Origin of the sequence: Hymenobacter rigui, assembly GCF_003944715.1 — a bacterium.
GTDB classification, from domain to species: Bacteria; Bacteroidota; Bacteroidia; order Cytophagales; family Hymenobacteraceae; genus Hymenobacter; species Hymenobacter rigui.
In genome coordinates, this window is record NZ_RWIT01000013.1 from 89,527 (window position 1) to 110,369 (window position 20,843).

The following is a 20,843-nucleotide window of genomic DNA, read 5'->3' on the forward strand; positions in this document are numbered from 1 at the left end:
TTCCCCTCTTTTTCCTCGTCATGAACAAGGGCAGCTACTCCAAATTCTTCCTGATGCTCGCCGCATCATTTGTCGTGATGCATCTCATCACCTACCTGAACACCTACGAGTGGGACCACATCTACTTCAGCATCAACCGCTTTTACATGACCACGCTTATGGTAGCCGCTATGGGGCTGCTCATGCTGGCCTTCATGGCGCACATGTACCCCGACAAAGGCAAAAACCGCTTGATTGCCGTGGGCTGCGTGGCCGTGTTTGCCGCAGTGCTGGCCATGCTGCGCAACCAGGTGCTGGTGAACGACACGCGCTTTATGCAATCCATGATTCCGCACCACTCCATTGCCATCCTGGTCAGCAAGCGGGCCACCATTAAGGACCCCGAAGTGCGCACCCTGGCCGACAGCATCATCAGCGCCCAGCAGCGCGAGATTGGCCAGATGAAACGCATGCTGCATCGGTTGCAGCAACAGTAGCTCCGCGAAATCAAAGCTGGCAGCCTTGATACGCTCCTTACGGCATAGCCTTAATTTATTGGGTTGTCGCGCTATCCTGTGCGCTGCTGGCCTGGCAATTACCTTGTCTGGTTGCCGGTCAACTGTCGTCATTCCCCGATTCGCAGCGGCTCCCGGACATCGCTCATCGTGGCCGCCGTCGCAGTCTGACTCGGCGACGGCTGCTGTCCGCTGCGATTCCTCCACGCTCCCTCGCCACCACCCACCTGCGGAAGGGCAGTCCCCGGCCGCTCAGCTGCGGGGCGCGGTGTCCCCCGGGCAACCGCCAACGCTGGCCAAGTTGGGTAGCAAGGAGGCAAAAGTCGTTGCCGGAGACACGGCACACCGCGCCCCGCAGCCAGTAGCCCCGCGCGCAAGTTTCTAAGCGCCCAAACGCTGGTGCACTATGGCCTGCATTTCGTGTTCCCGGTTGTGTTGGCGCTGGTGCTTTTTCCGCTGGCGTGGCAGGCAGCCTACCTGATGATGGTGGCCACGATGCTCATTGACCTAGACCACCTGCTGGCCAAGCCCATCTTCGACCCGCTCCGCTGCAGCGTAGGGTTTCACCCATTGCATTCATTCTACGCCATTCCGGTGTATGCCTTGCTGTTGCTGCTGCCGACAGCGCAACCCGTCGCGGTGGGGCTGCTCTTCCACCTGTTCACGGATACCGTGGATTGCGTGTGGAACTTCTCCCACTGCCACGCGTGCTACCTCAACTCTCGCTTGTACGCCCTGCACCATTGGATGCGGAAACTACTGCGCCGCTCGCCACCGGAGTAGCCTTACTTGCACGTCTGGACCAGCGCCGTTACGCTGAGGGTAGCCGTCGCGTCGGTCGTGTAGTTGTCGTTGTTTACGCACACAAACAGCTGCCGCGTGCCCGGGGGCAGCGTGATGGGCCGGGTTTCTTGCGGCGTGTTCACGGCTGCTCGCAGGCAGGCATTGCCGTTGGTGATAGTGCCTTTGGTGGCCAGAAACTGTTGCGCCGCGGCTGGGTCGGCGGTGATGAACCAATGGCATTTGGTGCTGACCGTTGGCGGGGCATTGTTCCCCTGCTTGGTGAGGGCCGTAGCCGCGGTGCCCAGTAGGGCCGGGGCGGCCGTGCCGCCGCTGCTGGCTACGGCCGCTACCGCCAGCGCCGTCGACCAGGAAATGGGGGGCTGCCCCTCGTCGCGCACGTCAAGCTTATAGACCACGCCCACCGTCCCGTCCGGAATATCCACGGTAAACACGTTGCGGCTGCTGTGTATGCAGTTGCTGCAGTGCAGCGTGGCGTTGCTCAGCGGCAACGCGTCCTGCACCACGGCCCGGCACTTGATTTCCCGCCCGTCCTCGCGCCAGCTGCGAAAATCCGCCTGCTGCACGCCATTCAGGTACGTACCCCGGAAGCTGACCAAGCCGTTCTCGTGCCAGCCGCAGCACAGCCCGTGCGGTTTGTCGGGCTTTTCGCCCGCGAGCTTGCCTTCCCACTGCTTCTTCCACGACGGGTAGAAGTGGCCTTGGTTAAAAGTTTAGTACAAAGGTTAAACGCCCTTTGCCAAATTAGAACGGACGTTGGGCAGTAAGCTGTGCTAATGCTGCTGCGTCAGCGTCACGCTCTGGTTACCCTATACCTGCTTACTACACTCATTTGGTTGGCCGTAACTTGAGCCGTTGCTGGTACTGCGCCAGCGTACGCCGTACCTCGCCGACGGAGTGTAGACCATTGAGGGAGAGATAAGGAGTTTGGTCTGGATGGTAAGGGAGGCGGCCGGCACGGCTCCGCCCGGCGCACCGAAACACCTGTGTCTGCCACTCCGAAATGCGTCCGACCAATTTCTCGCCTACTTCGTGTCTATCAACCTGCTGCACCTCGGCGTAAACCAGCGCCTTGGGAAGGTAGTATCCGCTTCGTCAGGCTTTCGCTGGGCCTCGCCTCGCTGTACTATATCGGCCTCTGAAAAGCCGAAGTGCCTGCCCCATTCGATTCCAACTCCATTCTTGCCACCGTCATCATCGGCCCCGACGGCCAGGTGGTCACCTGCCACGACGGCATGGCCGCGTACTACACCCCCGAGTTCAAGGCCGCGCTGGAGAAGCTGGTTCGGTAAGCGGCGTTGGCAGGGTGGGCGGATGAGTGCCCGAAATGAGCGGGGAGGGTCCGCCCCGAGGTTATAGCAAACTGCCTACCTTGCCGCCATGTCCGATTTTCGTCTGCGCGTATTTGCCACCGTGGCCCGGCATCTGAGCTTTACCAAGGCCGGGCAGGAGCTGTTTGTGAGCCAGCCGGCCGTCACCAAGCACATTCGTGAGCTGGAAGCCCGGTACGGCCAGCGCCTGTTGGAGCGGCGCGGCAACCGCGTGAGCCTCACCGAGGCCGGCCGCCTGCTGCACGCCCACGCCGATGCCGCCGCCGCCGCCCAGCAGCAGCTCGAAGACCAGCTCCTGGCCCTGCGTGACCCCGAAGAGGCCGCCGGCCGCCTGCGCCTGGGGGCCAGCACCACCTTGGCCCAGTACGTGCTGCCGGGGTTGCTGCCCGCCTTTCAGGCCCGCTACCCGCAGGTGCAGCTCTCGTTCCTGAACGCCAATTCCGAGCGCATTGCCGATGCCCTACTACGCGGCGAGCTGGATTTGGGCTTTGTAGAAGGCCGCACCAAAAGCCACGACCTGCACTACGAGCCGTTGCTGCCCGACGAGTTGGTGGCCGTGCGCCGCGTCGCGCCCGGTTCCCCGCTCGCCACGCCGCTGTCCTTGGCCGAGGCCCTGGCCCACCCGCTGGTGTTGCGCGAGCGGGGCTCGGGCACGCTGGAAATTCTCGAATTTGCTCTGCGGGCGCAGCACATTAAGCTCAGCAGCCTTTCCGTAGCCCTTTACCTGGACAATACGGAAGCCATCAAGCGCTACCTCGAAGCCGCGCCGGCGGCCCTGGGATTCGTGTCGCGCCGGGCCCTGGACCGCGAGCTGGCGGCTGGACTGCTCGAAATCGTGCCCATCAAAGGGCTGCACCTGGCCCGGCAGTTCGAGGCACTCTGGGTGCAGGGACAGGTGCTGGCCCGGCCGGCCCAGCGGTTTCTGAGCTTCGTGCAGGGGCAATTCAAGGGGGCCAAATAAAGGCTGGCGATGCCGGATAACCATTCGGTGTCAGCTGGCAGCGGCTGTACTTATACAGCAGGAGGTGAACCGGGTGGTTCGTCCAACGGCAGATTGGCGATGGCACAGGTCTGCCGGTGCCGTAACAACTGCTGCCACGGCCATCCGGGCGGCTCAAGACTGGCGGGAATGCAAAAATCAGCTATTCTATAAATAACTTTTGGTTATGCAGGATAACACGATTGGATAATCCTTTGCGTAGGGGTCGCCGTATATTTGCCTCAGAAACAACCCCCTCCCGCTCATGGCACTCCCGGTTCATTCCGCAACTCCGCAAGCCCCTGATTCGCCGCTCGCTCCCGCTCCGGCGCAGGAACCGGCCGCTCCTGAATTCAACGAAACCACCGGCTTCTTCCGCCACCTGCACACGCCCCGCGTGCTGTTCGGGCAGGATTTCACCCTGAAGCAGGTGGTGTTCGTGCTGTTCTTCGTGTTCTGCCTCACGCCCTGGGCCTCGCCGCCCATTGCCCTGGCCCTGGGCTTGGTGCTGGCCCAGACCATCGGCAACCCCTTCACTACCCAAACCAAAAAGGCCACGGCCAAGCTGCTGCAGTTCTCGGTTATCGGGCTGGGCTTCGGCATGAACGCCCACGCGGCGGTGCAGGCCGGCAAGGAGGGCATCCTGTTCACGGTGGTGTCCATCTTCGGCACGCTGCTGCTGGGCCTGGTGGTGGGCCGGTGGTTGGGGCTGGGCCGGCACGTGGTGCATCTGATTTCGTGCGGCACCGCCATTTGCGGCGGCTCGGCCATCGCGGCCATCGGGCCGGTGCTGCGGGCCAAGGACGAGGAGATGTCGGTGGCCCTGGGCACGGTGTTCGTGCTCAACGCGCTGGCCCTGTTTGCCTTCCCGCCCATCGGCCACGCGCTGGCCATGACTCAGAACCAGTTCGGCCTTTGGTGCGCCATTGCCATCCACGACACCAGTTCGGTGGTGGGCGCGGCGGCCGCCTACGGCAATAAAGCCCTGGAAGTAGCCACCACCGTGAAGCTGGCCCGGGCCCTGTGGATTATCCCGATTTCCATTGGCACGGCCATGATTTTCAAGCAGAAGGGCGTCAAGGTGAAAATTCCCTATTTCATCTTCGGCTTCATCGCCGCCATGCTGCTCAACACCTTCGTGCCCGCCGCCAAGCCCCTGGGCCCGGTGATGGTGAACCTGGCCAAAATCGGCCTCACGGTGACGCTGTTTTTCATCGGCGCGGGCCTGTCGGCCAAGGTGGTGCGCTCGGTGGGCATCAAGCCCTACGTGCTGGGCATCCTGCTCTGGTTGGTGATTTCGACTGGCTCGCTCTACGTGATTCTGCACACGGTATAGCGCAAAGCGCACGGAGGAAGTTGGACTACCGAAGCAGCTAGAACAACCTCATTTTCAATGCCATGCGCATCACCAAATACATTCATTCCTGTTTGCTGTTCGAACTCGACGGCCAACAGATTCTTTTCGACCCGGGCAAGTTTTCCTTCATCGAAGGCTTGGTGCACCCCGAGGTTTTCAAAGACGTATCGGTCATCATCATCACCCACAACCACCCCGACCACCTCGACGTGGCGGCGCTTCAGAAAATCGTGGCCCTGCGTCAGGTCATTATCATCTCTAACCGCGAGGTGGCAACCGAACTGAAAGCGCACGGCCTCACGGTGCAAATCCACGAGGAAGGTCGCCTAGACTTGGGCGTGTTTCAGCTGCTGGCCCTTCCGGTGCAGCACGAGGCCATTCTCGACAGCCCCTTGCCGCAAATGACCGCCTGGCTGGTGAATGGCAAGGTGCTAAATCCCGCCGACTCTTTTGCTAACAATTTGTTGCCCTTCGCGGGGGTGGAAATGCTCCTGCTGCCCGTCACCGCGCCTTTTCTCACGGAGCTGGTGGTGGCCGATTTCGCCCTGAAAATGCGTCCCAGGCAAATTTTGCCCGTACACGACGGCTACCTCAAGCCCTTCTTCATCCAGCAGCGCTACGAGAACTACGGGCCGTATTTTGAGAAGCACGGCATCGTGTTTCACCGGCTGGCCGAACCGGGCGATGCCATTACCCTCCCGTAGCCTACTCCCTTATGCCGCTACCCCCCCCCACCAACCCACTCGCCCTCTCGGACCGGCTGGCCCTGCAACGGACCCGGCTGGCCAATGAGCGCACTTTGCTCACCTACGTGCGCACCAGCCTGGCGCTGGTGGGCTTCGGGCTGGCGCTCCTTCAGTTTCACCCCGAGCGGGGCGGCCGGTTGGGTTACTCCGCGCTGGCGGTGGCGGGGCTGGTGCTGACGGTCGGGCTGCTGCGCTTTCGGGCCCATTGCCGGGAATTGGCGGCCTGCCAGCTAGCAAGCGGCGAAGGTAGTTGAGCAACAAAAAACCCCGGTGCTACCCGAAGCAAAAGCGTTTGCGCCCCTAAAAAAGCCCCTGATGCGACATGCACCAGGGGCCTTCTTGGTCAGCAGCCGGCTTACGGCTGCGTGAGCGTGACCGCGCCGGCCGGGTTTTTGTCGCCGAGCACCACCACGGCGAACCGGCCTGCCAGCCGCAGCCGAATCTGGTAGTAGGCGTTGACTTCGACTGCGCCACCATCATCGGTTTTGAAGGAAATGACCGGCTCCGGGGCCACCAATGCGGTTTTGCTGTCCGACAGGTACAGGGTGTAGGTGGTGTTGGCGGCCAGCTGCTTGAGGGCCAGTACCATTTCGTCGAGGTCTTCGGTGGGGCGGATGGTGGCCCCGCCGCCCACGCCGGGCACCGGCTGCGTACCCACGGGCACCAGGCGGATGTTCACCGGCGTCACCGGCGTGAAGGCTTCCAGCCCACTGGCGCCGGGGCTGCCACCGCCGGCTTTCACCACGTAGAGCAGGGCCTGCGGGGCCTGGCCGCTGCCGGTTTCGGTGAGCTTGGTGTTGGTTTTGGTGTCGATGCTGACCAGCGCGTCGCCGTTTTCCAGGCCCACGTAGAGCTTGCTGCCGTCGCCGTTGGGCCACACACCGTGCGGGTTGGCCCCCACCGGGATAGTGGCCAGCAGCTGGCGCTGGCGCGAATACACCTTCACCGCGTTTTCGCCGCCCACGGTTACGTAAGCGAAGTCGCCGGCGCTGGCCCCGCTGAAGCGGGTGCCGCCGCCGGGGCCGGCCATGTTCACATGGTTGGTGCCGGGGCCGGTGTCAATCACGCCTTCCACGGCGTAGGTCTGGGCGTTCACCACGGTCACCTTGCCCACGTCTTTGTGGGTCATCCAGACCTGCTGGCCGTCCTCGGTCACCACCAGGTTGGGCGAGAACTTGCTCACCACCGGCACCCGGGCAATGACCTCGCGCTTCTTCACATCAATTACGTCGAGCGTAGCGGTTTCGGAGTGGTCCACGAAGGCCACTTTGCCATCGGGCCGGAACACGACCATGCTCGGCTCGTGCTCGGTGGCAATGTTTTTCACCACCTGCATTTTCTCCACGTCAATCACCGTCACGTAATCCTTGCCGCGCACCGCCACCCAGAACTGTCTGCCGTCGGGCGTGAAAAAGCCCTCGTGGGGGTTGCGGTCCACGTATACCTTGCCCTTGACGGTGTTGGTGGCTAGGTCGATAAAAATCACCGCGTTGGTGAGGGTGGCAATCACGCCCAGCGTCTTGCCATCGGGCGACACCCCCAGCCCGTGCACGTTGGACTCCATGTCGTAGAGCGGGCTCAGAAACTCGGGCCGGCCCTTGCCCAAGCGAATCACGCCCAGCAGCCGGTTGGTGCTCGGGTCGTGCACCGACACCGTGTTCGATGACTGGTCGGCCAGGTACACCCGGTCGGCGGCGCTGGCTGCGATGGGGCCGGGGTCGGGCGGAATGACCATGTCGGGCTCGGTTTCCTCGCTGTTCTTTTTCGAGCAGGCCCCGAGCAACAGCGTGGCTGCCAGGGCCCAGGTGGATAAGGTAGTGATGCGCATGGAGGGATGAAATGCTGGTTTTGCCGCCCAGTCTAAGCCGGACTATTCGGCCAGTAAAGCGGGTTCACCGTCAGTGGTTTTGGGTGCGACGATTACCCGCGAAAACTTTTTGCCCGCTGGGTTCAACTCGCCGCCCGCGATGCGCTGCACCGGCCCCAGGGCCTGGCCCATGGCCCCGCCTTTGGCATCGGTGCGCACGGTGGTCAGGGCGTAGTCGCGCGCGTAGGGCGCTTTGGTGCCGCTGGTCAGGAAGATGTCGTAGTCGGTGTTCGGCGTCAGGCCGCGCAGGGCGAAGGTGGCCAAATCCACCAGCCCTTCCGAGCGCAGCGTCATGGTGCCGGTGGCGGGGCCAGCGGTGGGCGGCTTGAGCGTCCGCACCACGGCGGGCTGGTCAACCAGCTGCCGGCCGAGGCCGGTGTTTGTGGCCGCGCCGGCAGGCACGGCGTTGGGCACGTACATCAGCGCCATTGGGGCCTGGCCTACCTTGATTTTGGCCAGCACCCGGTTGCTGGCCGTGCTGATGGCCACGGCGGAGTCGCCGTTTTCCAGGCCCACGTACATCCGGCTGCCGTCGCCCGAGGGCCAGATGCCGTGCGGATTAGCCCCCACCGGAATGGTGGCCAGCTGCTTGAAGCCCGGGGCGCGGCTGTACACCTTCACTACGTCCTCGCCGCCTACGGTCACGTAGGCCAGCTTGCCGGCCGCCACATCCACCGTGGCCACGTGGTTGGTGACGGGGCCGGTTGTCAGCACGCCGCTGATGGTGAGCGTCTTGGTATCCAGTACCGATACCTTGCCCACATCCTTGTGGGTGAACCAGATTTGCTGGCCGTCTTTGGTGGGGAAGATGTTGGGCGAGAAGGGGCTCACCACCGGCACCTTTTTGATGACTTTGTAAGTGGCCACGTCCACCACGGCCAGCTCGGGCGAGAAGCTGGAGCACACAAAGGCGCGCTTGCCGTCGGGGCTGAAGGCAATCTGGCCGGGGCCGTTGGGCACGGGCACACGGCGGGTTTCGCGCATCGTGGCCACGTCAATCACCGATAGGTAGTCCTCGCCGCGCACCGTTATCCAGGCCTCCTTGCCATCGGGCCGGAAGGTGGCCTCGTGCGGGGCCCGCCCCACGTACACACTGCCTTTGATGACGTTAGTGGCCGTTTCGATGAAGGTCACGTTGTTGGAGCCCACCGACACCACGGCCAGCAGCTTATGGTCGGACGAAGCACCCAGGCCGTGTACCAGCGCCTGCCCCTTGTAGAGCGCCGAGAGCAAGTCGGGCTGCGGCTTACCCAGAATAATCTGGCCCAGCAGCTTGTTATCCATGGGGTCGATAACCGAGACGGTGTTGGAAATCTGGTCGGCGGTGTACACCCGGTCGCGGTGGCTGACGACCTGAGCCGCCGCCACGCTGGAAATGAGCAGCAGGCCGGGGAGGAGAGGGAATTTCATGGGATAGGGAAAAAAGAACGTCATGCTGAACGAAGTCGCAGCATCGCTACCTCTTTACTAATCAACACTTCTTCAACGAAGCGGTAGCGATGCTGCGACAAGCTCAGCATGACGGTTTAAACGGAATTAGGTACTATTTGCCAGGATTCTGCGTGCCCACGGGGTGCTGTTTCAGCCAGGCAGCCATCTGCTGAATCTCGACCTGCTGCTCGGCGATGATGCTTTGGGCCAGGCGGCGCAGGGCGGGGTCCTTGCCGTACAGCAACTGCAGACGGGCCATGTCCACGGCCCCCTGGTGGTGGGGCAGCATCATGGCCGCGAAGCTGGCGTCGATGTCGTCGGGGCGGGCCCCCTCCATGCGGCGCATGCCCTCGTCCATCACCACCATCACCGAATCCATGCCGTGCTGGAAGGCGGCGACCGGGGTGCCGGGCGCGGCTGTGTGGTCCATCTTCAGGCCGGTCATGCCCGTCATGGAGTGGGTCGTGCCCGGCATTGATGTAGTACCAGCCGGGGTATGGTGTTGGGCGCGGGCCGTCGCGACTCCGCCGAAGGTGAAGGCCAGCAAAAAGAGGAAGGGTTTGGTCATGTCGTGCGCTGTTGCCGTCCCATGAGTGGGGGGCTGGTGCACTAACGGGCAACTTCCAAAAATGAACGCCCGACACGGGCCAACTGGACCTATCCCGGGGTGAACTGGCCTTCCAGGTTCCGGGCCGGCTCAGGCAAATCGCTTGAGCAACTGCTGTACGCCGGCGCTGTAGCTGCGCGAGGAGGTGACGTGCTGGCCGTTGGCCATGCGAAACAGGTACTCGCCGTGCGACCAGTGCCTGAAGTCCACGATGTGGGCCGGGTTGACGATGCACGAGCGGTGGATGCGCAGGAACACGGCCGGGTCGAGCCGCTCGGCCAGCTGGCCCAGGGCCGTGCGCAGCGGGTAGTGCCGGCCGGCCGCGTGTAGCTGCACGCCGTTGCCGCTGGCCTCGAAGTAGCACACCTCGGCGGCCGGCACGAAGAAGCTGCGCTCCGGCAGCTTCACCAGGAACTGGTCCTGGTAGTCAGCTGCCGGGGCGGTCCAGCTGTGCAGCAGGGCCTCCAGCTCGGGGACGCGGGCCTGGTACTGGCGCAGGCGTAGCTGCTGCTGCACCCGGCGTACGCAGTCGGCAAACCGGTCGGGGTCCAGCGGTTTGAGCAGGTAATCGACAGCGTGGAGCGCGAAGGCCTGCACCGCGTACTGGTCGTAGGCCGTCACGAACACCACCAGCGGGAGCGGCTGGCCGGCTTCCCGCAGCCGGCCCAGCACCTGCACGCCATCGAGGTCGGGCATTTGCACATCGAGAAAGACGACGTCGTACGCGCCGGTTTGCAGGGCGGCCAAGGCTTCGGTGCCGTTCGCGGCTTCGCCCGTCACGGTCAGCGCCGGAAAATCGGCCAGCAGCTCCCGCAGCAGGCTGCGCGCCAGCGGCTCGTCGTCGACCAGCAGCGTGCGGATGGGCCTCATGCGGATAGATGCGTAACCCCGGCCGCTGCCAGCCGGAACGGGATGGACAGGCGCAGGCAGTAGCCGCACGCCGGGGCCGACTCCACCGCCAGGGCGTAGTCTGGGCCGTAGAGCGTAGTCAGGCGGCTTTCCAGGTTGCGCAGGCCGATGCCCCGGGCGGCGGTATCGGCCGCGCCCTGGCCGTTGTCGTGCACTTGCAGCACGAGTCGGTCGCCCTGTTTTTCGGCCCGCACGGCCAGCTCGCCGGCCCCGGCGCGGGGCGCCAGGCCGTGGCGCACGGCGTTTTCCACCACCGGCTGCAGCAGCAGGGCAGGCAGCAGCGCGCCCTCGGTATCGGGGGCGATGTCGTAGCGCACGGCTAGCCGGTCGGGGAAGCGGGTTTGCTCGATTTCGAGGTAGAGGCGCGTGAGGCGCAGCTCCTGTTCCAGGGTCACCTCCTGCTCGTCGGTGCCTTCCAGCACCAGCCGCAGAAACTGGCTGAGCTGGGCCAACATGCGCCGGGCGGCCTTCACGTCCTGGGTCATCAGGGCTGAGACGGCGTTCATCGAGTTGAAGAGAAAGTGCGGCTGAAGCTGCATTTTCAGGGCCTGCAGCTGGGCCTGCACCAGCTGGGTTTCGAGCTGGGCGGCCCGCACCCGGCCTTCGCGGTACCGCTCGCGGTACTGCACGGCGTAGGCGATGCACAGCAGCATCCAGTAGATGGGCACCCAGTTGTTGGCATTGGCCACAACGGTATGCAGGGAGAAGCCGCCCGGCGTGGCCCCGCTGCCGTGCATCACGGCGGCGTAGCCCAGGCGGTACACCAGGGTCAGGACGTAGCTAGCCGCCGCGTGGGCCAGCAGGTGCCAGAGGCGGTGCCGGCGTTCGGTGAGGTTGAAGCGGGCCGCCAGGGCGAACACCACTGGCGTGAGCAGGCCCCAAATCAGGCCGTGCAACAGCCGCCCGCCCAGGGCCTCGCGCCAGTCAGTGGGCGTGCCGGCCGAGAGGTTCTGCACAAAAATCAGCAGCACCATGAACCCGCTGAACAGCAGCCACGCCAGGGCAATGGTGGAGCCGCTCACCAGGGGCGGAGATAGTTGCCGTTCCAGGGGCCGTGCGGTCGTACTCATGCGCTTTAAAGGTAGCGAAACCCGCCGCCGCCGCGCTGGCCTGGCCTCCAGGATGGCCTTTTTAGCGGGTCAACGGGCCTTCGGGTCAGCATCGGAGAAAATGATTTCAGCCAAAGCAGGCAGGACAGTGCCTGAATAGATACGGAAAAAGGCGGTCCTAATAGGCGGGCGAAATGCGTCACTTGCTGGCGCACGGCGGCTTCGACCTGCTCGAAGGGCGGAACCCCGAATTGCTGCAGAATCTGCTGCTGGTGGTTAAAGCGGGTGACCTTGCCGTAGCGCGTCCACTCCACCGCTCCCAAGTGGTAACGCTGCTGCACGTACGCCTGGTCAGTCGCCAGGAACCGGTCCACGGGAAAGAAGCACCCCGTCGTCTTGAAGTAGCCGACCTGCAGTACGAAGCCGCCCCGGCTGTGCGGGGCCAGCAGCGTAGCCAGAGACCGGGTGGCCCAGTCGGGCAACGCAAAGAAGAGCTGCCGCTGGGGCGGATTGAAAACAGGGGGCTGGTCGAAGGCACGGCGCTGGGTCGCGTCGAGTAAAAACAAGTAGCGGGCCATGGAGCAGGAAGGAAATCCTAAAAATAGCCAGCTGGCTTGTTCACTAAAACGAAGGTTACCCTTTATAAGTACTTACGCCACCGTAAAGTGGTCATCCACGCCCACCGAAAGCCAGCCGCTGCCAAGGCCGCCGATTAACTTTTGTACCAAACTTTTAACCAAGGCCAGAAGTAGTCACGCACCGTGCCCACCGGCTTGCCGGAAGCGTCGCGGTGCGCAATGCGCGCGTAGGCTACTTCCTCCAGCGTTTCGGTTCGTTCCCAGTCGCGGTCAAAGTAAATAGTATCGGCGGGTGGTAGACTAACCGCTGCCGGCTTAGGGCGCTGGGCCAACGCGGCGACACTTATAATAAGGAGTAAAAAAAGCAGGGAGTAGCTTTTGGTCATAGAACGACAAACATTGAAAGCGCGGGAGTGCGACTGGTAAAAATAACGCGAAGTTTTCCCACGCTCATCATCTCATAACCGCGAAATTATGTACACGAGGTGACCCGCCCTCTGTAATTCCCTCTGTGATTATCGGCATAGAATCGACCTGACGGTTGATAACACTTCTTGTAACATAAGGTATGATAAGGTTTACTTATCATACCTTATCCACTACCTTTGAGAAGCGCCCATTTTTCGGGCGTTTGCTCCTTATATAATAAGCCACCGTGAGCACCGTCCCCGTCGTCCCGCCTTCGCCCACATCCACCGGCCTTGCGCACCTGGCCGAGCAGACTGCCCGCTACGTCGAGGCCGGCCTGCAGGGCGCGCCTAATACGGCCCGGGCCTACGCCGGCGACTGGCGCCGCTTCTCGGCCTGGTGCACCGAGCACGGGCAGGTGGCACTGCCGGCGTCGGTAGATACGCTCGCCGGGTTTGTGACGCACCTGGCCGAAGCTGAGAAGAAGGTGGCAACCATCCAGCGCCACTGCGCGGCCATCAGCAAAGCCCACGCGCTGCGGGATTTGGCTTCACCCACGGACGACAAGAAATTCAAGGTGCTGCTCGAAGGCATTAGCCGGCTAAAAGGCACCCGCCAAAAACAGGCTCCGGCATTTTCGTTGGCCAGCTTCAAGCGCACCGTCAAGCACATCGACGCCTCGACGCCGGCGGGCCTGCGTGACCGGGTGATTTTGCTGCTGGGCTTCACGGGAGCATTTCGTCGTTCCGAACTGTCCGCCCTCGACCTGGAAGACCTCACGTTTTCGGACGAAGGGCTGACCATCGACCTGAAGCGCAGCAAGACCAACCAATTGGGGGAAGCCGAGGAAAAGGCCATTTTCTACTCCCCGGACCCTTCGCTGTGTCCCATCCGCACGCTGCAGACCTGGCTACGGATGCTCGGCCGAACTACCGGGCCCGTACTAGTCTCCCTGCGCAAGGGCGGGCGCCTGACGGAGCGCCGGCTGACGGATGTTCACCTAAATAAGATTGTGCAGCGGCACCTGGGCCCGAAGTTCACCGCTCATTCTTTGCGGGCTTCGTTCGTAACGGTGGCCAAGCTCAATGGCGCCGATGACTCAGAGGTGATGAACCAGACCAAGCACAAGACGAGCTCTATGATACGGCGCTATACCCGCCTCGATAATGTACGGCAGCACAACGCGGCTCAGAAATTGGGGCTGTAGGCCATTAATGCGCCAATGGGAAAATTCTTTACTAAGCAGGTCTGTGTTTACCTCGACCAGTTTGCCGTCAGCCATTGTGCTGACCCAAACTCTTCGGAAGACTGGCAGCAGCTGCGAACCATCATTGAGCAAGGCGTAGCCAATAAAACATTGGTTATTCCGTACTCCAATGAACACTTGCTGGAATCGTCGGCTAGAGATGCTGAACGTGCGCAAACGCAAGATGCCTTTCTTTTCAGGCTCAGCGGGGGATTGTCCTTGATGTCAGAAGGATACGTAACGGCGCGGCTGCTCCTCAACCACGCTCGTAAGCAAGCTCCCAGCAGAAGCAATTTTTGCCAACAGGTGCCGGTGATGAGCTTTGCCCTTCAAGATGGATTCCAGCAGTTTAGCGCGATAAAAAGGGGCTTTAATACCATGATTGAGGAAGCGGCGGTAGCAGTGAACCACACCCGTCAGCTGACTGCTCAAGGGCCACGCCCCAATGAGGCCCTGCGCAGAACTGCGCTCTACCTAAAAGAGGAATACTACACGAGAGAGCTATTGTCGCAGCTAAAGAAGTTTGCCCGGTATGGATTTCTGGAACGGAAAACCGCTGTGTTTCCCTCGCAGACAATTCCGTTGTGGTCAGATGCTGTCATGGTTCTTCTGATTAACCGGTTGGGCATGACTCAACGGGAAGCGAGAAAAATCAAAGAAACGATTGAAAAACACGGCTTGCGCGTAGCTGCTGCCCCTCTGTTTATTCGAGCACGACTAGAAGCGGCCATGGCTCTCAAGCACCAGCGAGAAACGCCCAACGACTACATGGATGTGCAACGCATGGCCGTAGCGTTGCCGTTCGCAGACATCGTGCTGACTGATAAGTCTAAATGTTTTGACATCAAAGAATACGCTCTCCATACCCTTTTCGACACAGAAGTCTATTCCGGCAGTCGCGAGGACCTAAAGCAGTTCGCGGTGCGGTTGAGAGAAATTGTGGAAACGTAAGTCTCAGACCCTATCTGTTGCCGCAGTACATTAGATTTGATTTCATCCTTGCTTCCCATTCACCTGCTGTATGCCGCTAGATATGCTTGATGACCTACCTGAGCTGCTACGCCGGGTTGAAAAGGAACTAGCCGACCCAACCGTGTTCTATATGCTCGCGGCTCATTACTACGACCGCGACAATCATCCGCGGCGTCGGCATTATCCGGCTGTCTTCACACTGCATCAGGGCGAGGTTGCAAATCTTACCGTGGGCTCCACGGACCTGGCCTTTGATACAGCATTGGTGCGTTTTCCGGAAGATGGCGAAGAACATGCGCCCGGTCCCTGGGCAGACCGGTTTCGGGCGACAATCCCCTTCGAGCAGCTGTACCACTTGATGCGCAAAGTAGTACCCGCCGGCCAGCCCACGGGCAAACAGCTTCATTTTTCCTCGGACGACTCGGTGTACTACAATGAGCTGGTATACCGTGACAATTACCCTTCGCCGTGGACCATCATGTCACCCGAAGCCTGAGTATGATGCCTTCCACTCCGCACCCCTTACAAGGCGTTCTGCGCCAAATCCAAGCCGGCCTGGGCGATTCGCAAAACCACTACTTGGTCTGCACCAACTACTTTGAAACCGAGGATGGCCCTGTGCTGCTGGGAACCCTGCACCTGCAGCAGGATACCTTGTGGAACCTGGTTATCGATGCCGACAGCTTTCGTTGCGAAGTGCTGCTGCACCCAGATGACCCACAGTATCGCTCTCTTGTCACTGTCAACTACGACCAGGTGTGGCAGGTGCTCCGCGGCGACGGCCCGAACTTCAGTGGCGAGCGAGCGGAAAACATCCTGTACGAGAATACTGAAGGATTATCAACTTTTGCCCGCCAGGGCATAGCCGAATAGTTGTGGAAGAACTCTTACAGCCCCGCCACCCGCTAGACAAGCACCATCAGGCCCAGCTGCAGACGCTGCAGCAGTTGCCTGAAAGCCAGCGCCACGAAATGGCCCGCTTATTTCGGCTGGGCAATGCCACGTATCGGTACCAACAACAAGCTGTTGGCGAAGTCACCGAAGAAGATTACCGGCATTGGCTGGAAGGCTTGCCCGAACGCATGCGGCGGGCTGTGGAGAGGGAAGGCTTCGAGAAGGCCAAGACAAGCCTGGGCTTGCGGCGGCATGCCTTGGAACGTCGGGATATGGGCTACTCCGCGTTCATGCAGTCGATACTCTCCCCTGAAGACTGGGCGTTTGAGCAACAGCAAGCCCGGTCTAATGATAGAGAATTGTAGGTACAGCCCTACACTATGCCCAGATGCTACATATAGTAGTAGTATTTATCGGGTAACATGTCGTCATCTTCTGCATACTGGATGATTTCGCCCACTTTTTGCGCGAAACGCAAAGTGATAGGTAGGCTGTCAAAGAAGTTGCAGTTATTGAAATTGAGTTTAGTTAAGGCTAGAATTTCTGTGCAAACACGCTTAAGCGTTGATTCGCCTTCGAAAATCGAAACCTCCAACGGGTGCGGCACATACTGGCCAGGGAAGGTTTCATAATAGGGAATATACCCCGTGGTGTACAAGACACCGGTTTGCCGGTCTAGCGGCAGGTGCGTACCACGCATAACGGGGTAACTGCCCTTGCGGCGTAGCAACTTGATGTCGGCACTCTTAATAGTAACCAAGTCAATCGTCACATCATCATTGAGAGCTGCCCGAATACCATCTTTCAAGCCTTCTGCTTCCGCATACTCTGCGTGCTGAGCAGAGGTCCAGAAGTCCGTCGTTTTGTGAATGACTATTCGGTTAGGTGCGATGTTCTGATTGAATTTCTTGTACTTATCTACAATCTCCTCAATGAGACTCTTGGCGTAATCATACGTTAGGTGAGGCGAAGACGTGTTGTTTTTATCTGCGTCCCACTTGAATTTCTTTCCGATAAAAACGATGCCTTTGCCCTCGTAGTTGAATGCCTGCGCAATACTGGAGCGCACTAGGTTGTTATCGGAGTTCAACACCTTGTGGAAGCTGATTCCAATGAAACAGGTGTGCTTATCCTGCAAAGTCAGCGTCCAGGGGGTGCCGGCATTCTTGTAGTAGCTGGCCACCACAAAATTCCATGCCTGCATCGAGAGGTCTTGAAGCGACTTCTTTTTGCCCAAAATCGTGTCCTCCAAAATAATCTGGACGGGAATGGCCTTGGGCATTACAATCAGTTGGGCTTTGAGGTAACGCCGCAGATTGAAATACAGATTGCCTTTGTACGGAATCGAAGAGTGCTTTTTGAAAACATCCGCAGGGATGACAATAAAGCAGATGTCTGGCGGCGACATCGAATTTTCAAGCAAGTCTCGGTAAGCCTCCTTGTAGAGGTCACAGATGCGGACAACCCGGTCAAACTTCGTTAGCTCCGAGTCATCCAGGATGGCTCGAATCTTCGCCTCCTTCACGCTTCGGTTGTTGGCTTCGTCATTCACAAAGCCGCAGTGGAAAATGGATTCTGCGTTGAAGCCCGGAAAATCGGGATTAAGACGCTTGTTTTTGTAACTGGTTGGCTGCTCTTCCTCATCGTCCAACTCATCCTCGCCTACGGGTTCAGCACCGAACAGCTGGCTTTCCTCGTCATCGTAGTCCACTACCTGTCCGGCTTCGATGCGGTTCCCCTTCATCTTTAACTCAATATCTGAGGCTTCGATGGGGTTTTCGAACTGCTTAATCCATTCCTGCGCCTTCTCGATGTTGAAGTTGGTGCCCAAAATGGCATAGTGGATTTCGGAACGGTGAGTGCGCGAACTGGTGGAGAAGAAGCTGCCAATGGCAATGCCTTGCTTGGGGTCTTCGCTGAGGCGGTCGTTGCCGAACTCCAGCAACGGTTCAGGTAGTAGTTCCGGCGTCATTGGTTGTCGAATAAGCTAGGCAATGGAAGGGCAGGTGCAGCTTTGGCTGCCGTCTTTTTCTTCTGTGCTACCTTTTCCCCGTCGAGCGGAATGCCAAAGGGAACGGTGAAATCAATGGGCCGGCTCAGCAGAATGGATGGCTGGTTCATGGCGGACCCATCAAAAATGGTGGCCTCGTGCGAGCCTCTGGCCAGATGGTGCCACCAGAAATGCAGCTGGTCGACTACCCCATCGTTGAAAGTCTTCCGATTAAGGTAGTTCGTGAACTTGGTGGTCTTTTCCGGCTCCAGGGGGTTCATTCTATCCGAAGTGAAGTAGTACTTCGGGCTAACTATCAAATACACTTTGTCCTCAATGAACAGCGGCTTGACGGCCACGGCCAGGTGCCGGAAAAAGGTATCCCGACCGTATTCGTAAAATTCCACCACCTTTTTCTCCGTCACCTTTTCGGCCCGGCGGGTGCGGTAAGGCACTTTGTATTCCGTCTGGTCTTTGCGCAGGAAGAAGTAGTAGCGCCGGAAGTCACGCTGGTAGTACAGGCCGCGCTTGCGCATGAAATCTTTGATGTACTCGTTTAGCAGCTCCACAAAGTGGTTGCGCAGCGTCGCTGTGTCCACCACTTCGCTGTAACGGTGCTCGGTGCGCTTCTGTCCCTCTGATACTACGTGCTCATAAAAGGGCTTAAAGTCCTTTTCAATGGGCACGAACGTGTAGATGACTGAATTGTAAATAACAAAGTACGGTGCTTCGCCACTAGCAATGTTCTTGAAGATGTCCTTCTTAGTTTTGTAGTGCGTCGGGTACGTGTAGAGCCAGCGTGGCACTGCTTTGAAGGGGAACATATTGGTATCGAGCACTTCGGCCGCCTGGTAGTTGACGCGGCTTTTGAACGAGGCCCGGTACTTCGTATCAAAGTCGTGCTGGCCGGTAACCAACCGGTTTTCGGTTTTGGAAAACACGATGGGTTGTGACTTGCGCTTGCCCTTGGGGCGGGCCAGGGCCTCGTCGATGTTAGTTATCTTCTTGCAGTACAAGATGTCAGCGCCTTCGCGGCCGTCGAACACTACCAGTAGCACATCATACCCATACACTCGGTAATTCTTCCAGTATTCCAAGTCTTCGTCGCGTGGGAAAAAGCTGAACGACTCCTCCGTTTCTTGCTGAATGTAGCTGGCGCTGCTCTGGGTGGATTTGATTTGCACCTTGAGCGTTTGGGAAGTAGGCTTGATTTTGCCGTCCTCTGTCACCTCGGTTAATTCAACCTCGCCGTCGATGCCGAAGTCGTTCTTGGTTTCCTCCCGCCAGATGATGTAAGGCTGGTGCCGGTTGCAATAATCCGCGAAGACGTTTACGCCTCGCTCGCCGATGATATGGGATGGTCGTACAGTTTTCGACATAAAGCAGAGCAGTAGACGCCGATGCGGTTGCCTAACAAGACTAGCACCAGCCGGAATGCTAACGAAGATAGTGATTTCAAGGTCTGATTTTTAGCTAGAGGCAAGGAAGCTAATGTGCTGAGTGACTTCTCAACTAGCTTTTTTAGCTACAGCAAGGGATTAGTTTCGGGTTTTGGCCTTCCGTACCTTCGTCCTTACACCCATAGTTACCCCCGCATGCCCACGCTTCACTGGATTGGTAAAGACAAAGTCATCAACCACCACCAGGACGTTCCGTTCCGACTTCTTGACCACCAGTACGGCGCCCTCGCCGATGGCACGCAAACCACCGAGCCTACCAGCCGCGGCAACAAGATTATTCACGGTGACAACCTCGAAGCCCTGAAAGCGCTGCTGCCCGAATACGAGGGGCGTGTGAAGTGCATCTATATTGACCCGCCTTACAACACCGGCAATGAGGGCTGGGTGTATAACGACAACGTCAACGACCCCAAAATCAAAAAGTGGCTAAGCCAAGTCGTTGGCAAGGAAGGCGAAGACCTCTCCCGTCACGATAAGTGGCTGTGCATGATGTACCCGCGTCTCAAGCTGCTGCACAAGCTGCTGGCAGAGGACGGGAGTATCTGGATTTCCATTGATGACGTGGAGTACGCCAACCTGAAGCTCATGTGCGATGAGATTTTTGGTGCGGGCAATTTTGTAACAAACGTTATCTGGCAGAAGAACTATAGCCCCAAGAACTCTGCTAAGCACTTCTCTGTGGACCACGATTCCATTTTGGTATACGCCAAAAATGCTGAATCGTGGCGTCCCAACCTTATGTCACGCAGTGAAGAGCAGAATAGCCGCTACAAGAACCCCGATAATGACGAGCGTGGACCTTGGAAGTCGGGCGACTTGTCTGCTAGAAATTACTACAGCTTAGGTACATATTCCATCACTACCCCTAGCGGCAGAGTTATAGATGGACCTCCCAAAGGTCGCTACTGGGTTATTAGTGAGGACAAACTGTGGGCATATCACAAAGACAATCGTATCTGGTGGGGTAAAGACGGTACATCAAGCCCGTCAATAAAGCGCTTCTTATCAGACGTACAGGCTGGGGTTGTTCCACAAACGCTTTGGTTTTATACTGAAGTAGGCCACACGCAGGACGCTAAGAAGGAAGCCAATAAGATTTTACATGATATTGAGACCTTTCCCACCCCAAAGCCTACTAAGCTGATTGAACGGGTTCTACAGCTCGCCACTAACCAAGACTCCATCGTCCTCGATTCCTTCGCCGGTAGCGGCACTACGGCCCACGCCGTGCTCAAACTTAACCAGCAGGACGGCGGTAACCGCCGCTTTATCCTGACGGAGATGGAAGACTACGCCGAGACCATCACAGCTGAGCGTGTAAAGCGCGTGATAAAGGGCTACGCCGGCCAGCCCGGCACCGGCGGCAGCTTCGACTACTACACCCTGGGCGCGGCCGTCTTCACCGAGACCGGCGAGTTGAACGAGCAAGCCGGCCTGCCAGGCCTGCGCCAGTACATCTACTACGCCGAAACCAAGCAGCCGCTTCCCGCCCCATCGGCCGACGACAACGCCGCCTTTCTGGCCGTGCACGACGATACGGCCTACTATTTCCACTACGCGCCCGACGAAGTCACCACCCTGGGCCACGACTTCTTGGCCACCATGCGCACCCGCGCCGGCCAGTACATCATCTACGCCGATAACTGCCTGCTGACGCCGGAGTTCATGACCCAGCACGGCATTATTTTCAAGAAAATCCCGCGCGACATTTCGCGCTTCTAGCC

At 59.5% G+C, this 20,843-nt stretch carries 23 protein-coding genes; 13 read left to right on the forward strand and 10 right to left on the reverse strand.

All coding sequences use genetic code 11. The annotated features are described in order from the left end of the window. The first annotated feature begins 20 nt into the window (after positions 1-20). Positions 21-476, forward strand: a complete 456-nt coding sequence (locus EI291_RS18125) for a DUF305 domain-containing protein (protein ID WP_125423361.1) — start codon at positions 21-23, stop codon at positions 474-476. A 417-nt stretch (positions 477-893) separates the two neighbouring features. Beyond that, positions 894-1,277, forward strand: a complete 384-nt coding sequence (locus EI291_RS18130; protein ID WP_262697286.1) for a DUF6122 family protein — start codon at positions 894-896, stop codon at positions 1,275-1,277. Between the two features lie 2 nt (positions 1,278-1,279). On the opposite strand, the gene EI291_RS18135 is transcribed toward EI291_RS18130, so the two are convergent. Further along, positions 1,280-1,894, reverse strand: coding sequence for a hypothetical protein (locus EI291_RS18135; protein ID WP_148103427.1), 615 nt, complete (start codon positions 1,892-1,894; stop codon positions 1,280-1,282). A gap of 552 nt (positions 1,895-2,446) precedes the next feature. Here EI291_RS18135 and EI291_RS18140 point away from each other — a divergent pair. The 5 genes from EI291_RS18140 (at position 2,447) to EI291_RS18160 (ending at position 5,962) form a co-directional block, all read left to right on the forward strand. Beyond that, positions 2,447-2,587, forward strand: a complete 141-nt coding sequence (locus EI291_RS18140) for a hypothetical protein (RefSeq protein ID WP_179225616.1) — start codon at positions 2,447-2,449, stop codon at positions 2,585-2,587. An 88-nt stretch (positions 2,588-2,675) separates the two neighbouring features. Next, a complete protein-coding gene (locus EI291_RS18145; RefSeq protein ID WP_125423367.1) occupies positions 2,676-3,587 on the forward strand; it encodes a LysR substrate-binding domain-containing protein in 912 nt (303 codons plus the stop codon). A gap of 283 nt (positions 3,588-3,870) precedes the next feature. Beyond that, complete coding sequence (locus EI291_RS18150) at positions 3,871-4,941, forward strand: YeiH family protein (RefSeq protein ID WP_230687945.1); 1,071 nt, start codon at positions 3,871-3,873, stop codon at positions 4,939-4,941. Positions 4,942-5,003: 62 nt separating this feature from the next. Further along, complete coding sequence (locus EI291_RS18155) at positions 5,004-5,666, forward strand: MBL fold metallo-hydrolase (protein ID WP_073285406.1); 663 nt, start codon at positions 5,004-5,006, stop codon at positions 5,664-5,666. 11 nt (positions 5,667-5,677) lie between these two features. Then, positions 5,678-5,962: a DUF202 domain-containing protein gene (locus EI291_RS18160; protein WP_073285404.1), complete on the forward strand. Its 285-nt coding sequence runs from the start codon at positions 5,678-5,680 to the stop codon at positions 5,960-5,962. A 101-nt stretch (positions 5,963-6,063) separates the two neighbouring features. Here EI291_RS18160 and EI291_RS18165 read toward each other — a convergent pair whose 3' ends face one another. The 7 genes from EI291_RS18165 to EI291_RS18195 form a co-directional block, all read right to left on the reverse strand. After that, positions 6,064-7,536: a YVTN family beta-propeller repeat protein gene (locus tag EI291_RS18165; RefSeq protein ID WP_084549015.1), complete on the reverse strand. Its 1,473-nt coding sequence runs from the start codon at positions 7,534-7,536 to the stop codon at positions 6,064-6,066. Positions 7,537-7,578: 42 nt separating this feature from the next. Further along, a complete protein-coding gene (locus EI291_RS18170) occupies positions 7,579-8,985 on the reverse strand; it encodes a YncE family protein (RefSeq protein ID WP_044518525.1) in 1,407 nt (468 codons plus the stop codon). Between the two features lie 133 nt (positions 8,986-9,118). Continuing rightward, entirely contained in the window at positions 9,119-9,574 is a 456-nt protein-coding gene (locus tag EI291_RS18175) for a DUF305 domain-containing protein (RefSeq protein WP_065814192.1), read from the reverse strand. A 129-nt stretch (positions 9,575-9,703) separates the two neighbouring features. Continuing rightward, positions 9,704-10,483: a LytR/AlgR family response regulator transcription factor gene (locus tag EI291_RS18180; protein WP_044518450.1), complete on the reverse strand. Its 780-nt coding sequence runs from the start codon at positions 10,481-10,483 to the stop codon at positions 9,704-9,706. Beyond that, entirely contained in the window at positions 10,480-11,592 is a 1,113-nt protein-coding gene (locus tag EI291_RS18185; protein ID WP_082017271.1) for a sensor histidine kinase, read from the reverse strand. The genes EI291_RS18180 and EI291_RS18185 overlap by 4 nt, the downstream gene beginning before the upstream one ends. Before the next feature lie 5 nt (positions 11,593-11,597). Further along, positions 11,598-12,149, reverse strand: a complete 552-nt coding sequence (locus EI291_RS18190) for a DUF4158 domain-containing protein (protein ID WP_044518448.1) — start codon at positions 12,147-12,149, stop codon at positions 11,598-11,600. 134 nt (positions 12,150-12,283) lie between these two features. Then, the gene (locus EI291_RS18195) at positions 12,284-12,535 is read right to left on the reverse strand and encodes a hypothetical protein (RefSeq protein WP_125423370.1); all 252 of its coding nucleotides are present in this window, start codon (positions 12,533-12,535) and stop codon (positions 12,284-12,286) included. Between the two features lie 269 nt (positions 12,536-12,804). Here EI291_RS18195 and EI291_RS18200 point away from each other — a divergent pair, with 269 nt between their 5' ends. The 5 genes from EI291_RS18200 to EI291_RS18220 all read left to right on the forward strand — a co-directional run bounded on the left by EI291_RS18200 (position 12,805) and on the right by EI291_RS18220 (position 16,034). Continuing rightward, on the forward strand, positions 12,805-13,764 hold the full coding sequence (locus EI291_RS18200) for a tyrosine-type recombinase/integrase (protein WP_125423373.1): 960 nt from the start codon (positions 12,805-12,807) through the stop codon (positions 13,762-13,764). Positions 13,765-13,779: 15 nt separating this feature from the next. Beyond that, a complete protein-coding gene (locus tag EI291_RS18205) occupies positions 13,780-14,754 on the forward strand; it encodes a hypothetical protein (RefSeq protein WP_125423376.1) in 975 nt (324 codons plus the stop codon). 70 nt (positions 14,755-14,824) lie between these two features. Beyond that, on the forward strand, positions 14,825-15,271 hold the full coding sequence (locus tag EI291_RS18210; RefSeq protein ID WP_148103428.1) for a hypothetical protein: 447 nt from the start codon (positions 14,825-14,827) through the stop codon (positions 15,269-15,271). 2 nt (positions 15,272-15,273) lie between these two features. Further along, positions 15,274-15,648 carry a hypothetical protein gene (locus EI291_RS18215; protein WP_125423382.1) on the forward strand — a complete coding sequence of 125 codons (375 nt, stop codon included), beginning with the start codon at positions 15,274-15,276 and terminating at the stop codon, positions 15,646-15,648. Positions 15,649-15,650: 2 nt separating this feature from the next. Next, positions 15,651-16,034 (forward strand): hypothetical protein, encoded by a 384-nt coding sequence (locus tag EI291_RS18220; RefSeq protein WP_125423384.1) that lies wholly within the window; start codon positions 15,651-15,653, stop codon positions 16,032-16,034. A 26-nt stretch (positions 16,035-16,060) separates the two neighbouring features. On the opposite strand, the gene EI291_RS18225 is transcribed toward EI291_RS18220, so the two are convergent. After that, a complete protein-coding gene (locus EI291_RS18225; RefSeq protein ID WP_125423387.1) occupies positions 16,061-17,641 on the reverse strand; it encodes an argonaute/piwi family protein in 1,581 nt (526 codons plus the stop codon). Beyond that, a complete protein-coding gene (locus EI291_RS18230) occupies positions 17,638-19,038 on the reverse strand; it encodes a DUF4365 domain-containing protein (RefSeq protein WP_125423390.1) in 1,401 nt (466 codons plus the stop codon). The genes EI291_RS18225 and EI291_RS18230 overlap by 4 nt, the downstream gene beginning before the upstream one ends. Before the next feature lie 216 nt (positions 19,039-19,254). On the opposite strand from EI291_RS18230, the gene EI291_RS18235 reads away from it, so the two are divergent. Further along, the gene (locus tag EI291_RS18235; protein ID WP_125423393.1) at positions 19,255-20,841 is read left to right on the forward strand and encodes a site-specific DNA-methyltransferase; all 1,587 of its coding nucleotides are present in this window, start codon (positions 19,255-19,257) and stop codon (positions 20,839-20,841) included. Positions 20,842-20,843: the final 2 nt, after the last annotated feature.

Excerpts from the sequence above, each read along its gene's own strand:
- EI291_RS18160 (WP_073285404.1), top strand. The coding sequence starts at position 5,678 with ATGCCGCTACCCCCCCCCACCAACCCACTCGCCCTCTCGGACCGGCTG.
- EI291_RS18165 (WP_084549015.1), bottom strand. The coding sequence starts at position 7,536 with ATGCGCATCACTACCTTATCCACCTGGGCCCTGGCAGCCACGCTGTTG.
- EI291_RS18125 (WP_125423361.1), top strand. The coding sequence starts at position 21 with ATGAACAAGGGCAGCTACTCCAAATTCTTCCTGATGCTCGCCGCATCA.
- EI291_RS18150 (WP_230687945.1), top strand. The coding sequence starts at position 3,871 with ATGGCACTCCCGGTTCATTCCGCAACTCCGCAAGCCCCTGATTCGCCG.
- EI291_RS18155 (WP_073285406.1), top strand. The coding sequence starts at position 5,004 with ATGCGCATCACCAAATACATTCATTCCTGTTTGCTGTTCGAACTCGAC.
- EI291_RS18230 (WP_125423390.1), bottom strand. The coding sequence starts at position 19,038 with ATGTCGAAAACTGTACGACCATCCCATATCATCGGCGAGCGAGGCGTA.
- EI291_RS18235 (WP_125423393.1), top strand. The coding sequence starts at position 19,255 with ATGCCCACGCTTCACTGGATTGGTAAAGACAAAGTCATCAACCACCAC.
- EI291_RS18145 (WP_125423367.1), top strand. The coding sequence starts at position 2,676 with ATGTCCGATTTTCGTCTGCGCGTATTTGCCACCGTGGCCCGGCATCTG.
- EI291_RS18175 (WP_065814192.1), bottom strand. The coding sequence starts at position 9,574 with ATGACCAAACCCTTCCTCTTTTTGCTGGCCTTCACCTTCGGCGGAGTC.
- EI291_RS18215 (WP_125423382.1), top strand. The coding sequence starts at position 15,274 with ATGATGCCTTCCACTCCGCACCCCTTACAAGGCGTTCTGCGCCAAATC.
- EI291_RS18195 (WP_125423370.1), bottom strand. The coding sequence starts at position 12,535 with ATGACCAAAAGCTACTCCCTGCTTTTTTTACTCCTTATTATAAGTGTC.
- EI291_RS18180 (WP_044518450.1), bottom strand. The coding sequence starts at position 10,483 with ATGAGGCCCATCCGCACGCTGCTGGTCGACGACGAGCCGCTGGCGCGC.
- EI291_RS18205 (WP_125423376.1), top strand. The coding sequence starts at position 13,780 with ATGGGAAAATTCTTTACTAAGCAGGTCTGTGTTTACCTCGACCAGTTT.
- EI291_RS18210 (WP_148103428.1), top strand. The coding sequence starts at position 14,825 with ATGCCGCTAGATATGCTTGATGACCTACCTGAGCTGCTACGCCGGGTT.
- EI291_RS18190 (WP_044518448.1), bottom strand. The coding sequence starts at position 12,149 with ATGGCCCGCTACTTGTTTTTACTCGACGCGACCCAGCGCCGTGCCTTC.
- EI291_RS18170 (WP_044518525.1), bottom strand. The coding sequence starts at position 8,985 with ATGAAATTCCCTCTCCTCCCCGGCCTGCTGCTCATTTCCAGCGTGGCG.
- EI291_RS18225 (WP_125423387.1), bottom strand. The coding sequence starts at position 17,641 with ATGACGCCGGAACTACTACCTGAACCGTTGCTGGAGTTCGGCAACGAC.
- EI291_RS18185 (WP_082017271.1), bottom strand. The coding sequence starts at position 11,592 with ATGAGTACGACCGCACGGCCCCTGGAACGGCAACTATCTCCGCCCCTG.